This window comes from Paenibacillus sp. 598K (assembly GCF_003851045.1).
Taxonomy (GTDB): Bacteria; Bacillota; Bacilli; order Paenibacillales; family Paenibacillaceae; genus Paenibacillus_D.
The window spans coordinates 108,038-121,434 of sequence record NZ_BFBX01000031.1 but is presented as its reverse complement, the minus strand read 5'-3'; the positions used below and the strand labels follow the sequence as shown (position 1 = coordinate 121,434).

The window sequence follows — 13,397 nt, the reverse complement described above, 5'->3', positions numbered from 1 at the left end:
TATGAGGGAAACGATAGTCGTCCGTCCGGAGCCGCCGTCCTCTGTACCCGGCAAGACGATCCGCATCGTGTTCTGGTGCTGGATGCTGATCGGCCTGCTCTTCATGTTGTTCTACCGGGTGCCGGACGCGCTGGCGTTCAGCAACGGGTTGTTCCTGGTGTTTTTCGGGCTGTATGCGCTCAGTCTCCAGCTGCAATCGGAGCAGCGTCGGCAAACGCCGGCGCTTGGCCGTCTCGTCCTGCTCGCTGCGGTCGTCTGCGTCGTCACGATGTTCGCCGAGTGGCTTGGCACCAAGACGGGCTTCCCCTTCGGTAATTATTACTACACCGACATACTCCGTCTCGGTCCTGGAGAGGTGCCGGTGCCGATCGGCTTCGCCTGGATCGGCGTCGTCGGCAGCGCGCTGCTCGTCAGCCGCTCCACCCGTCGCTGGGTACGCGCGCTGGAGGTTGGCGGCTATGCGCTCTGGTTCGACCTGATCCTCGACCCTGTCGCTTACAGCCGGGAGTTCTGGATCTGGCTTGATCCCGGATCGTGGGGGTCATTCTACGAGATTCCGCTGCAGAACTTCGTTAGCTGGTTCGCGCTTGCGGCGCTCCTGTCGCTGTTGTTCCCGGTACATCGGGCCAACGGGCGACTGTATCGTGAAGCCTGCCGGCTCTACGGCGGCATGTGTCTGATGTTCGGTCTGCTCGGCTGGAAGGCAGGGCTATGGATCCCGGTGGCGCTGGCGGTATTGGCCGCAGCCGTGATGGAATGGAGGGCGCGACGTGATTGAAGCAGCCAAATCAGCCGGTTTCGACCGGCTTTTTTTTCACTATAACCAGCGTTATTTATTGCGCCGCCATTTTCATTTCATCGGACTCCGGGGCGACCTGGATGCCGGCGAGCGGAACGGCGGCCGTCTCTATGTGATGAACCACAGCTCCTGGTGGGATGGGATGATCGCGTACCATGCCTTTCGAACTTGCTCCAGCGGCGATCATTACGTTATGATGGACGAAAAGCAATTGCGCCATTATTTGTTTTTCCGCAAGCTTGGCGTCTTCTCCATCGACAAGAGCAACCCGAAGGGCATCGTCGCCTCGCTTCGCTATGCGCAAGCTCTGCTCGCAGCCGGGAAATGCGTGTGGATGTTCCCCCAAGGCGATATCCGGCATCAGGAGCATCGGCCGATCCGATTCCAGTCCGGCGTAGGCTATCTGCTGGAGCGGTCCTCGCAGACAACAGTGATGCCGGTGACGGCCTATTATTCCCTGTACCATCATCAGAAGGCGGAGGCTACGCTGCATGCCGGTTTGCCGCTGACGCTTGATTGGCAGTCGCTCGGCAAGCAGGCGGCGACAGCGGCGGTAGAGGAGGCGTTTTGCGCGCAGCTTGAGCGTCACCGTAGTCGCTGCATCGACGGCGATCCGCAGCTTGCGGACGACTTTACGCCTTTGCTCGCGGGCGGCGGCTCGACGAGCGAAGCGTTTTTGACCATGAAGAAGAGGGTGCGGGCATGGAAATCGTTCTTTGGGGCGTAGTCGTGGCGCTGCTGCTGCAGCTTGGCTTCGCGATGTGGAACGTCAGGCAACTGCCGCCGCTTGCTGTCGTCGCCCGCCCGCAGGAGGGCGAGGAGCAGACAGGGACCAGCGACTCGCCGCCGCCGCGCCTGTCGATCCTCATACCCGCCCGTAACGAGGCGCGCAATATAGCCGATTGCCTGCGGGCAGTGCTGGCTGCCGGACCTGCCGACGGCAGTTGGGAGGCGATCGTCCTCGACGATCGGTCGGAGGACGAGACGTATCGTCTCGCTGTTGCAGCCGCTGGCGGCGATCCTCGCGTCCGCATCCTCTCCGGCGAACCGCCGCCTGTCGGCTGGATGGGCAAGGCGTATGCCTGCGATCAGCTCGCGCGAGCCGCCACAGGCGACTGGTGGCTGTTCCTCGATGCCGACGCGGTCCTTGAGCCGGGTGCGGTGGAGCTGGCGCTGCAGGCAGCGCGCAGGCAGGGGCGCGGCCTGATTACCGGCTTTCCGCGCCAGGTGACGGGCAGCTGGCTGGAGCGGCTCGTCGTGCCGATGATGGGCTTCACGATCGCTTGCCACCTGCCGATCCGCGCGGTCCAGAGCTCTAGAGATCCTCGCTTCGTCGCTGCGCACGGCGCCTGGATCCTGATCTCGCGCGTCACCTACGAGGCGATCGGCGGCCATGCCGCCAATCCCGCCGATCTGGTAGACGATATGGCGCTCGCCCGGGAGGCGAAGCGGGGCGGCGAGCCGGTCGTCCTGGCCGATGTGCGCCGTGCCGTCCGGATGCGGATGTATCACGACGCGAGCGAGGTCTGGCACGGCTATCGCAAAAATATATACGCTGGCACTGGCCGCAATCCGTACCTGCTCGGTGCGATACTGATGCTATACGTGCTGCTGTATGTCCTGCCGGCAGCCGCGCTGCCGCTCGCGATCTGGCAGCCGGCCTGGCTTGCTCCGGCGGCGATCGGTTACGGCCTCGGTGTCTGCATCAAGCGGACCGCCGACCGGATGCAATCTCAGCCGAGCTGGCTCGCATGGTGTCTGCCGGCAAGCATGGTCTGCCTGATCGCCATCGGCATCGCATCGTGGCGTTCGGCGGGACGAGGCGGCGGCTATGTGTGGAAAGGGAGAATCTACCATTGAAGAAGCGCGTAATCATTATCGGCGCCGGTCTGGGCGGGCTCTCTGCTGCGATCCGGCTAGCGGCGCACGGCTTCGCTGTGACGGTGCTGGAGCAGCAGCCGCAGGCTGGCGGCAAGCTGCAGCGTATCGTAGAGCAGGGCTACCGCTTCGACAGGGGGCCGAGCACGATTACGCTGCCTCATATGTTCGCAGAGGTGTTCACAAGCGCAGGTCGCCGGATGGAGGACTATGTGACGCTCAGCCCGCTGGATCCTTCGGTGCGCAATGTGTTCCACGACGGCTCGATCGTCGACCTCCATCGTTCCGTCGAAGCGGTAGCCTTGCAGATCGCCGCCTACAGTCCGGAGGACGCTGCCGCCTATCCTCGCTTTTGCGAGGAAGCGGAGCGGTTGTACCGGATCTCCGAGGAGCAGTTCCTCGGCAAGCTGATGCTGGGCTGGCGGGATATGGCGCGTCCCCGGATGGCTGCGGCCTTTGCTCGCATACGGCCCTTTACGACACTGCAACAGCTGCTCCGCCATTACTTCCGCCATCCCAATACGCTTGCAATGCTGGGCCGATACGCGACGTACGTCGGCTCCTCGCCTTATGAGGCGCCAGCGATATTCGCGATGCTGGCCCATGTCGAGCGAGAGCTCGGCGTCTATAGCGTGAAGGGCGGCACGAGCTCGATCGTGGACGCCTTCGAGCGGCTCGCCGGCGAACTTGGCGTCGAGCTGCATTACCGTACGACCGTCGAGCGCATCAGGGTCAGCGGCGGCCGCGTAGCCGGAGTGGAGACGACTGCGGGCAGTATGGACGCCGACATCGTGATCGCCGGCGGCGACGTGCTGACGATCTGTGAGCGCTTGCTTCGTCCCGAGGACCGGCGCTCCATGCCGGACGCACGTATCCGAGGATACGAGCCGTCGCTGTCGGGCTTCGTCATGCTGCTCGGCATCCCTGCTTCGCAGCCGCAGCTGCTGCATCACACCGTCTTCTTCCCGGCGCGCTATGAGGACGAGTTCCAGTCGATCTTCCGCGAGCTGCAGCCGCCGCAGGCGTCGACCGTCTATATCTGCCATCCGGCAGCGACCGAGCCGGAGGCGGCGCCGCCGGGCGGCAGCAGCCTGTTCGTGCTCGTCAATGCGCCTTACCTCTCGGAGCGATGGTCGTGGGAGGAGGAGAGCGAGCGTTATGCGGCGCGGATCGCAGCCGATCTGACGCGGCTTGGCGTCGCAGGCGTCCCGCAGGCCGAGGTGCGACGCATCTACACGCCGCAGCAACTGCACGCCGATACCGCAGCCTACCGGGGAGCGATCTACGGCATCTCCTCCAACGGCGCCCGCCAGACCTTCTTCCGCCCGGCCAATCGCTCGCGAGACATCGAGGGCCTCTGGTTTGTCGGCGGCACGACGCATCCCGGCGGCGGCACGCCGATCGTCACGCGTTCGGGCCAATTGGTAGCGGAACGCCTCATATCCATATACAGCTAATAAGCAAAGGAGGAGTAGGATGACAGAAGAGAGAAACAGCCATCACGAGGAAGCTGCTACAGCCAAACGCAAGGGCGAGCATATCCGCATCTGTCTCGAGGAGGATGTCGCCTCTGTCGGCATCGCCAGCGGCTTCGAGCATCTGCGCTTCCGTCATAATGCATTGCCCGAGCTGTCGCTTGGCCGCATCGACCTCTCGAGCGCCTTCCTCGGCAAGCCGCTCAAGGCGCCGCTGCTCGTCAGCTCGATGACCGGCGGCACCGATCAGGCGGAGCGGATCAATCGCAAGCTGGCCGAAGCGGCGGAGGCGCACGGCTGGGCGATGGGACTGGGCTCGATGCGCGCCGCGATCGAGGACGAGGCGCTGGCCGCGACGTTCCGGGTGCGCGCAGAGGCGCCGACGATACCGATCCTCGCCAATCTTGGAGCGGTGCAGCTTAATTACGGCTATGGCGTCGATACGTGCAGGCGGGCCGTCGAGCTCGCCGAAGCGGACGGGCTGGTGCTGCATCTCAACAGCATGCAGGAGGTGTTCCAGCCGGAGGGCGACACCAACTTCGGCGGGCTGCTCGAACGCATCGCCGAGCTGTGCCGGGAACTGCAGGTGCCGGTCGGCGTCAAGGAAGTCGGCTGGGGAATCGATGGCGATACGGCCCGGCGACTGCTGGACGCCGGGGTATCCTTCATCGACGTCGCGGGCGCGGGCGGCACGTCCTGGAGCCAGGTGGAGAAGTTCCGCACCTCCGATCCGATCCGGCGTGCAGCAACAGCGGCGTTTGCCGACTGGGGCATCTCGACGGTCCAGAGCATCCGCGAGGTGCGGGAGCAGTCATCGTCCGTCTCCGTTATCGCCAGCGGCGGTCTGCACTCGGGCGTCGACGCGGCCAAGGCGATCGCGCTTGGCGCCGATCTGGCGGGCTTTGGCCGGGCGTTGCTGCCCTCGGCCGCTGGCCGGTCGGCAGGTGCGACAGCAGACGGATTGCTGAGCCAGTTCGAGCGCATCGAGTTCGAGCTGCGCGCCGCCATGTTCGGGATCGGCGCCGCTACGATCGCCGATCTGAAGCGGACGACGCGGCTTGTATCGAGCGGACGCGGGGATCAGCAATAGCAGCAATACGGAGAGGGGGAGAGACTCGCGATGAGTTGGTTTGAGCATAGCTTCGGCGAGGATTACAAGGTTGTCTACAGACATAGAGATTGGGAGCAGGCCGCGCAGGAGGTCAACCGGATGGCCGGCTGGCTCGCGCTGGCCGGCGGCGCCCGCGTGCTCGATGTCGGCTGCGGCATGGGCCGGCACGCGCTGGCAATCCAGAGGCTGGGATACAAGGTGACGGGCATTGATCTGTCTGAGGCGCTGCTGCGCGAGGCGCGCGCCCACGACGGCGAGCAAGCTGTGACCTGGGTACAAGGCGACATGCGTCGATTGCCGTTTGCCGACGAGAGCTTCGATGCCGCGGTCAATCTGTTTACTTCATTTGGTTATTTCGACACGGAGGCGGACAACGAAGCGGTGCTGCGACAGCTGCGCAGAGTCGTCAAGCCGGGCGGCAAGCTGCTGATCGACTATCTTAATCCCGCTCAGGTCCGGGAGAGTCTGGTCCCGCACTCGGAGCGGCTGGATGAGCCGACGGGCTGGCGGATCATCGAGGACCGTCTTGTCGATGAGCAATGGGTGCGCAAGCAAATCCGCGTCGTCACCCAGGAAGGACTCGAACGACGGTATGAGGAGCGGGTGCGGCTGCTCGGCCCGGCGTGGTTCGAGCAACGGCTGGCGGAGGTGGGCTTCCGCATCGTCGGGCTGTTCGGAGACTATGAGGGAGCCGTCTACGACGAGCGGTCCTCGCGTCGCCAGATTCTGCTGGCGGAGGCGCGCTGATGGATCCGTCCAGGAGGCGCAGCGTGACTGAATGGCCGGAAGGGTGGCTGCAGGTCAAGGTGCCGCTGCCCTTCTCGCTGCGCTGGGTGAACAGCTATCTGATCCCCGACCGTCGGGGTTATACGCTGATCGACCCCGGCTTGCACACCCCGGAGGCTGCGGCGTTCTGGGGGACGACCATGGCAGAGCATCAGGTAGCTTGGCAGGCGATCCATACGATCGTGCTCACCCATCAGCATCCCGACCATTACGGGCTCGCCGGGTGGTTCCAGGCGCGCACGGGAGCCGAAGTCCGGATGTCGTCTGCCGCCTTGGCGTATGCGTCTGAGCTGTGGGGGGCGGAGAGCGACTTTGACGCGCGGCTGGCTGAGCTGTATGCGCGGCATGGCATGCCGGAGCGCGAGCTGGACGGCATCCTAACCAATCTCGGGCTATTCGTCGGGCGCGTATCGCCGCAGCCGACACAGATTAGCCTACTTGAGGCGGGAGAGTCTATCCTGTTGGGCGACCGCGCCTGGGAGATGATCGACGCGCCGGGTCATGCCTATGGACAGTTGCTCTTCTACCAGCGCGAGCGCCGTCTTATTCTGTGCGGCGACCAGGTGCTGCCGGGCATCACGCCCAACATCAGCCTCGTCCCCGGAGGGGAAGTCGATCCGCTCGCATCCTTCCTGAATAGTCTCGACGAGCTCTCGCGTCTGCCGGTCGAGCGGGCCTTCCCCGGTCACCGCGATCCGTTCGCCGACTTTGGCGGCAGGATTGCGGAGATCCGGGCGCATCACGAGTATCGACTCGCCGAGATCGCGGAGTGGCTAACCGAGCCGCTGCACGGGTATGAGATCTGCCTGCGAATGTTTGGCGAGCGAGTCGGCCGCGACAGCCACAATCTGCGGTTCGCGATGGCGGAGACGCTAGCGCATCTGCAGCATCTGGCCCACTCTGGCGCGATCGTCGAGCTTGGGGCATCCCCAGACGGCGTCATGCGCTATCTGTCAACCGATAAGGAATAAGTTCCGAATAGAGAATGATATCCAAGAGAGAATGATATTCAAAAAAAGCGCTGTGCGTAAGGCGGATAACTTGCCTTATGCACAGCGCTTTTTGGTGTGATCTCTGCGCGCGATAGCACTCGTCGCCGGTCTGAAGACGCATACTCGTGCGGGCGTTCCCGCGCGGGCTTCGAGGAGCGAGTCAGCTATCGGCATCCGTTCGTGAGAAGCCCGGTCTGGCAAGCGTTCAGTCGAGCGGCGGCGTCGTCTCGCCCTCGCGCTCCGCCTGCTTGCGGTGGGCGATCCGGCTGCTGGCCGAGGCCGCGATGGCGCCGACGATATCGTCGAGGAACGTATGCGTATGCTCGCCGTTTTTTTCGTTGAGCTTGACGAGCACGCCAGGCTTTAGCTTGTCGATATAGCCAAAGTTGGTCAAGCCGATGCTGCCGTATACATTGACGATGGACAATGCCAGGATCTCGTCGCAGCCGTACAAGCCTTCGTCATTGACGATCATTTCCTGGAGCGGGGTCAGCAGCTTGCCTTCCTCAGCGAGGATGTCGAGCTGGATGCCGGTCAGCACCGCGTTTTGCACCTCGCGCTTGGAGAGTACAGCCTCGACGTTATGGACGCATTCCTCCATCGTCAGCTCGGGAAAGTAACTTTTTTGCAGCAGCATGACGAGCTCCGCGATCTGAAGCTTGGTGACGCCGCGTTTTTCCAGCCACGCTTGCGTCGCTTCGGCGACTTGGCGGCTGTTCAGGCTGTATTTTGCAGGATTGGACATGTTGGACACCCCTTTGGGACGAATTCTGAATATGGGACAAAACTTGGTCTAAAAGTGGAGAGGGCTCGTATACATAGTACTACAAAACAGAAGTTGTACCAAATGAAACCTACGTTACAGGGAGGCGCGGAGATGATGAGACGAACACAATGGATGCGGCGTAGTCTGCTGGCAGGGGGAATGGTAGCGGTGCTGGCGACAGCGTCCGGCTGCGGTCTGTTCTCCGAACAGACAAGCCGGCAGATTGATCCGCCGCAGACGATCGAGGACCCGCTGTCCGGCGATCAGGCAACGGCGGCTCCAGTGGAGGGCGGCACCGAGCTGACGGTGTTCCTGAAGGATGCGAATGGCTATATCGCGCCGGTGACGCTGCAGGCTGCCCTGAAGCCGGACGAGCGCATCGAGCAGCGTGCGCTCGAGATGATGGTGGAGAACGGCGCTTACGCGGACCAACTGCCTGCGGGATTCTCGCCGGTGCTGCCGCAGGGCACAGAGGTGCTGACGTTTAACGTCATTCAGGAGCAACGCAAGGCAATCGTCGATTTTACGAGTCCGTTCCTCGATTACAATGTCCCGGATGAGCGCAAAATCGTCGAAGCGCTCACTTGGACGCTGACCGGCTTCCCTGGCATCGAACAGGTGGAGATCTGGAACGAAGGCGAACGTCTCGACGAGATGCCGGTCGACGGTATGCCGCTGGCAGGTCCGCTGTCGCGCAAGATGGGCATTAACCTGGAGATAGCGGAGGGCGTCAATTATGCCCGCTCCACACCGGTGACGCTCTACTTCTCGGCGATTACCGAAGAGGACGAGCAATACTATGTGCCAGTCACCCGTCTCATCGAGCGGTCTTCCGAACCGGCCAAAGCGGCCATCGAGCAATTGATCGCAGGTCCGGGGCCGTTCAGCAAGCTGCATGCGGTCATGACTGAGGATATCGAGGTAAGCGGGCTTGATATCGCGGATGGGGTCGTCACCGTCGATCTGAAGGACGAGATGTTCAGCGCCGAGCAGAAGCTGCCCTCGGAGATGCTGCAAGCCGTCGTGCTCTCGCTGACGGAGAATACCGGCGCCAAGCAGGTGCAGATTCAGCTCAACGGCAGCTCCGACCTCAAGGACACCGACAATCGCTCCTACAGCGAGCCTGTCGATCGCCCGACCCATGTCAACGGTTTGAAGTTTTAAATCCGCCTGCCGCGGAAGGAGAGAGAGGGGCAACCCTCTCTTTTGCGCGTCGCTTGCTCGCTGCACGGGCATCGCTCCAAGGGTGCTTTTGCGGCGGGGATTTGGTAGAATGGGGGAGGACTGTTGGAAATCAAGGGTCGGAATCAATCTATCAGGAGGCTATTACATGCGAGTAGAAGGACGCTCAGACGCGCAGCTGCGGCCGGTAACGATCACGCTGCATCCGAATAAATACGCCGAGGGCTCGGTCTGGATCGAGATGGGCGAGACCAAGGTACTCTGCACCGCTTCGATCGAGGAGCGGGTGCCGCCGTTCATGAAGGGGCAGGGCAAGGGCTGGATTAATGCCGAGTATGCGATGCTGCCGCGCTCGACGCATACGCGCAATCAACGGGAAGCGGTGCGAGGCAAGCTGACCGGACGGACGATGGAAATTCAGCGGCTGATCGGACGCGCGCTGCGGTCGGTCGTCGATCTGCAAGCGCTCGGAGAGCGGACGATCACACTCGACTGCGATGTCATCCAGGCTGATGGCGGGACCCGCACGACGTCGATCACCGGGGCGTTCATCGCGCTGGCGCTGGCGGTGCATAAGCTCGACCGTTCGTCCCGCTTCGCTCGCTACCCGCTGACGGACTTCCTGGCTTCGGTGAGCGTCGGCGTCATCGGCGATGCGGTCCGGGTCGATCTCAATTATGAGGAAGACTCCAAGGCCAAGGTCGATATGAATGTCGTCATGACGGGCAAGGGCAACTTCGTCGAGGTGCAGGGCACGGGGGAAGATGCGCCATTCTCGCGGCAGGAGCTGAACGCGCTGCTTGAGCAGGCGGAGGCCGGCATCCGCCTGCTCATCGACCATCAGCGCGAGGCGCTCGGCGAGGCCGGAGCGCGGATCGGCGGGGAGCAGGCATGACGCAGCTTAGCGAACGGATCGTCGTCGCCACCCAGAACCAGGGCAAGACTGCGGAGTTCCGCCATGCCTTCGCCAAGCTCGGCATCGCCGTCGAGAGCATGGCCGACTACGAAGGGCTGCCGGACATCGTCGAGGACGGCAGCACCTTCGCCGACAATGCCCGCATCAAGGCCCGTATCGTCGGCGATGCGCTGGGGCTCGCGGTGCTCGCTGACGACTCCGGACTGTGCGTGGACGCCTTGGGCGGCGCTCCCGGCGTCTACTCGGCGCGTTATGCCGGCGCAGGCGCTACCGACGCGGATAACAACGCGAAGCTGCTGGCCGAGCTGGCACGGATCGGCGCGCGGGTACCGGCGGACGAGCTGCCAGGAGGCGTCGAAGGACTGAGCGCAGGACGCTTCGTCTGCGCGCTGGCGCTGTACGACCCGGCCTCCGGAACATTCGTAGAGACGGAGGGGACGATGGACGGCATGATCGTCGCATCGCCATCAGGCGAGGGCGGTTTTGGCTACGATCCATTGCTGTACATCCCCGAGTCCGGGCAGACGGTCGCCCAGATGTCCAAGGACGAAAAGCAGCGGCTTGGCCATCGCGGCCGCGCGCTGGCCAAACTACTGGAGCTGTTGGCTTCGCGGGCTTAGATCTTGTAGTGGATAGTGAAAAGGCGGCTTCCGGCGCATTGCGCAACGGGAGCCGCTTGTTTTGTGCTGTGAAATGAAACCGAGTCGTGTCAGCGAATCGAAATATTGTACGTCTTCAGCCACGTATTCGTCTGCGACAAATAGGCAAATAGCTGCGGCGTCGACATCAACTGACCGAACCAGGGCAGGTGGGAGGAGGGATCGGCGGCTTCGGCGAGCGCACGTATTTTTTTGACATTGATCAGCGGCAGCAGCGGAGCGGACGGATCGTCGAGGATCGTCAGCACCTGCTGCTTCATCGCTTCCAAATAGGCCGGATTATGCGTCTTCGGATACGGGCTTTTTTTGCGCTTCAGCACATCCTCAGGCAGTACACCCCGCAGCGCCCGTCGCAGGATGCCCTTCTCGCGGTCTCCCGACGTCTTGATCTCCCAAGGGATGTTCCACACATATTCCACCAGCCGATGATCGCAAAAAGGCACCCGGACCTCCAGACTGGCCGCCATGCTCATCCGGTCCTTGCGGTCCAGCAGCGTCGGCATGAAGCGGGTAATGTTCAGGTACGACATTGTCCGCATCCGCCGCTGCGCTTCGGTCTCGCCCGCCAGATGCGGCACCTCGGCGACGGCATCGCTATAACGCGAGGCGATATACTCTTCCGGCCGGATCCAGGCCGCGATCTCGGGCGAGAGCAGCTCGGCGCGCATCCCGGAGGCCAGTGCCCACGGGAAGGTAGCAGCCTGCAGCGACTCCTCGCGGTGGAACCACGGGTAGCCGCCGAAGATCTCGTCAGCCGCCTCCCCTGACAGCGCAACCGTTGCCTCTTGCTTGATCGCCCGGCAGAACAGCAGCAGCGAGCTGTCGACATCGGCCATCCCCGGCAGGTCGCGAGCCCGCAGGGCGTCGTCCAGCGCCGTCGCCAGTTCCGGCGTATCGAATGCGACCGCATGATGCTTCGTGCCGAGATGCTCCGTCATGCGCTTGATCCAGGGCGCATCGCTGCCTGGCTGGAAGACGTGGGCCTTGAAGTGCTTGTCGTTGTCGACGAAGTCAACGGAGAAGGTATCGACGCCGCCCAGGCCGAGACTGTCGTAATGCCGAGCGGCGAAGCTGGTCAAGGCGCTCGAGTCGAGACCGCCGGAGAGCAGCGTACAGATCGGCACATCCGAGACGAGCTGGCGGCTGACCGTATCCTCGAGCAGCTCGCGCACCCGCGCCGCCGTCGCTTCGACATCGTCGGCATGCGGCGCGCTCTCGAGTCGCCAGTAGGTGCCGATCTGATGGCCGGAGCGGTCGACCCGCATATACTGGCCGGGCCGCAGCTCGCGGATATGCCGATAGACGCCATGTCCCGGCGTGCGAGCCGGCCCGATCATGAAGATCTCCGCCAGTCCTTCGCTCCCGACCTCTGGCGGACAGGCAGGATGCGCCAGCAGCGCCTTCTGCTCGGAGCCAAACACGAATAAGCCGTCGACCGCGCTGTAGAACAACGGCTTGACGCCGAGACGATCGCGTGCGAGGAACAACGTCTGCTCCTTGTCATCCCATACCGCAAAGGCAAAAATGCCGTTCAATCGCTCCAGGCAAGCACCGCCCCATACGATGTACGCGGCCAGCAGCACCTCCGTGTCGCATTGGGTCTGGAATCGAATCCCCTCGCTTTGCAGTTGGACGCGCAGCTCCGGCGCATTGTACAGCTCACCATTATATACGATGACATACGTATCGTCGCCTCGCAGCTTCACCATCGGCTGGGCGCCGTTCTCGGGGTCGATGACGCTTAATCTGCGATGCCCGAGCGCGCAATGGGCGTTGATCCATGAGCCTGACGCATCCGGCCCGCGCAGTGCCAGCGTCTCCGTCATCTGCTCCAGGGTTGCGCTCTGCTGAGTCAGGTCGTTTGTCCAATCGATCCACCCGGTAATACCGCACATAGCGTTCATTCCTCTCCTGTCGTTTTTGCAGGGCTTATGACATAAGGTCTAAGAGGTATATGCGTGCGCCAAGCATAAAATGTCTGTCCGGCTGGGAAGCTATAGGCAGCGGCAGGCACTCTTAACCCCTATAAGTCAAAAGGAGGCGCAAGCGCAAATGACGACAGAACACGAGAAGGAGCCGCATCGCGAAGAAGCTCAGGCAGGCGCTCAGGACGCATCGTTCGACGCCCGCAAAACCTACTATGTTGCCGTAGGAGGGGCACAGATTCTAGAGGACCCCGAGGCGGCAGCCTATGAGCTGGTGATCCGGGCCAATGAGGAAGAGTTGAACCGGCTGCAGGAGCTGTTCGAGGAACTGGTCAGCTGGGACGAGGCGCAGACCTTTCATTTTGCCAAGACGCCATACACGAGCTTCTCGACCGACCGGATCAACCTCGGATATGACTTGCTCTTGAAGCGTGTCTATACGATGCTGTACGAGCTGGGGACGGAATCGACACGCGCGCATATCAAATCTATAGCATTCGTCGAAATTCCAGGAGAAAAGGAGACATCCGATTCATGAATGTACTGAGGGCAAGCGTGCGTAGAATTGTCGATCGGGGCGGCGTGCGATGCGGCGAGGTAGAGGTCAAAACCGACGACCCGGAGCACCCGGTGCTGCTCGCCTATATGACGCCGACTTATGGCGACGAGTATGACATGGTATCCTTGCTGGGCAACGATGCCGATATGGAGATCGACTGGTACGACAATAATCTGCATCATGCGTTTACCGACGAGACGATGGCGTTGTCCTCTGGCATGGATGGCAACGTCGAGCTGGCCTCCTTGAAGCAGCAAATATTGGCCAGCGGGGTCGTCCGCGAGGACCTTGCCCGCGAATTGTCCAGATAAACAAAGCTGTCGCCCCGCGCAGCATCAGGAGATCGTCC

The 13,397-nt window shown here is 62.6% G+C and carries 14 protein-coding genes; 12 read left to right on the top strand and 2 right to left on the bottom strand.

All coding sequences use genetic code 11. From position 1 onward, the window contains the following. The first annotated feature begins 1 nt into the window (after position 1). Genes PA598K_RS11105 through PA598K_RS11075 form a run of 7 tightly spaced genes read left to right on the top strand, consistent with a single transcriptional unit; the run spans position 2 to position 7,020 of the window. Complete coding sequence (locus tag PA598K_RS11105) at positions 2-778, top strand: carotenoid biosynthesis protein (RefSeq protein ID WP_128657014.1); 777 nt, start codon at positions 2-4, stop codon at positions 776-778. Next, the gene (locus PA598K_RS11100) at positions 771-1,526 is read left to right on the top strand and encodes a lysophospholipid acyltransferase family protein (RefSeq protein ID WP_128657013.1); all 756 of its coding nucleotides are present in this window, start codon (positions 771-773) and stop codon (positions 1,524-1,526) included. Before PA598K_RS11105 ends, PA598K_RS11100 begins: the two co-directional genes overlap by 8 nt. Further along, positions 1,502-2,659: a glycosyltransferase gene (locus PA598K_RS11095; RefSeq protein WP_128657012.1), complete on the top strand. Its 1,158-nt coding sequence runs from the start codon at positions 1,502-1,504 to the stop codon at positions 2,657-2,659. Before PA598K_RS11100 ends, PA598K_RS11095 begins: the two co-directional genes overlap by 25 nt. Continuing rightward, positions 2,656-4,134: a phytoene desaturase family protein gene (locus tag PA598K_RS11090; protein ID WP_260405356.1), complete on the top strand. Its 1,479-nt coding sequence runs from the start codon at positions 2,656-2,658 to the stop codon at positions 4,132-4,134. The genes PA598K_RS11095 and PA598K_RS11090 overlap by 4 nt, the downstream gene beginning before the upstream one ends. Positions 4,135-4,153: 19 nt before the next feature. Then, the gene (gene fni / locus PA598K_RS11085; protein WP_128657010.1) at positions 4,154-5,242 is read left to right on the top strand and encodes a type 2 isopentenyl-diphosphate Delta-isomerase; all 1,089 of its coding nucleotides are present in this window, start codon (positions 4,154-4,156) and stop codon (positions 5,240-5,242) included. 30 nt (positions 5,243-5,272) lie between these two features. Further along, complete coding sequence (locus PA598K_RS11080; RefSeq protein WP_128657009.1) at positions 5,273-6,010, top strand: class I SAM-dependent methyltransferase; 738 nt, start codon at positions 5,273-5,275, stop codon at positions 6,008-6,010. A gap of 23 nt (positions 6,011-6,033) precedes the next feature. Beyond that, positions 6,034-7,020, top strand: coding sequence for an MBL fold metallo-hydrolase (locus PA598K_RS11075; protein ID WP_260405355.1), 987 nt, complete (start codon positions 6,034-6,036; stop codon positions 7,018-7,020). Positions 7,021-7,246: 226 nt separating this feature from the next. On the opposite strand, the gene PA598K_RS11070 is transcribed toward PA598K_RS11075, so the two are convergent. Continuing rightward, a complete protein-coding gene (locus PA598K_RS11070; RefSeq protein ID WP_128657007.1) occupies positions 7,247-7,786 on the bottom strand; it encodes a phosphatidylglycerophosphatase A family protein in 540 nt (179 codons plus the stop codon). A 132-nt stretch (positions 7,787-7,918) separates the two neighbouring features. Here PA598K_RS11070 and PA598K_RS11065 point away from each other — a divergent pair, with 132 nt between their 5' ends. From PA598K_RS11065 to rdgB, 3 genes are all read left to right on the top strand, one after another. Beyond that, the gene (locus tag PA598K_RS11065; RefSeq protein ID WP_260405354.1) at positions 7,919-8,971 is read left to right on the top strand and encodes a GerMN domain-containing protein; all 1,053 of its coding nucleotides are present in this window, start codon (positions 7,919-7,921) and stop codon (positions 8,969-8,971) included. A 166-nt stretch (positions 8,972-9,137) separates the two neighbouring features. Beyond that, the gene (gene rph, locus PA598K_RS11060) at positions 9,138-9,884 is read left to right on the top strand and encodes a ribonuclease PH (protein WP_128657006.1); all 747 of its coding nucleotides are present in this window, start codon (positions 9,138-9,140) and stop codon (positions 9,882-9,884) included. Next, complete coding sequence (gene rdgB, locus PA598K_RS11055; RefSeq protein ID WP_128657005.1) at positions 9,881-10,525, top strand: RdgB/HAM1 family non-canonical purine NTP pyrophosphatase; 645 nt, start codon at positions 9,881-9,883, stop codon at positions 10,523-10,525. Before rph ends, rdgB begins: the two co-directional genes overlap by 4 nt. Positions 10,526-10,614: 89 nt before the next feature. Here rdgB and asnB read toward each other — a convergent pair whose 3' ends face one another. Further along, positions 10,615-12,459, bottom strand: a complete 1,845-nt coding sequence (gene asnB, locus PA598K_RS11050) for an asparagine synthase (glutamine-hydrolyzing) (RefSeq protein ID WP_128657004.1) — start codon at positions 12,457-12,459, stop codon at positions 10,615-10,617. 157 nt (positions 12,460-12,616) lie between these two features. Between asnB and PA598K_RS11045 the strand changes: the two genes are divergently transcribed. Beyond that, the gene (locus PA598K_RS11045) at positions 12,617-13,027 is read left to right on the top strand and encodes a hypothetical protein (protein WP_128657003.1); all 411 of its coding nucleotides are present in this window, start codon (positions 12,617-12,619) and stop codon (positions 13,025-13,027) included. After that, entirely contained in the window at positions 13,024-13,359 is a 336-nt protein-coding gene (locus PA598K_RS11040; protein ID WP_128657002.1) for a hypothetical protein, read from the top strand. Before PA598K_RS11045 ends, PA598K_RS11040 begins: the two co-directional genes overlap by 4 nt. Positions 13,360-13,397 lie beyond the last annotated feature (38 nt).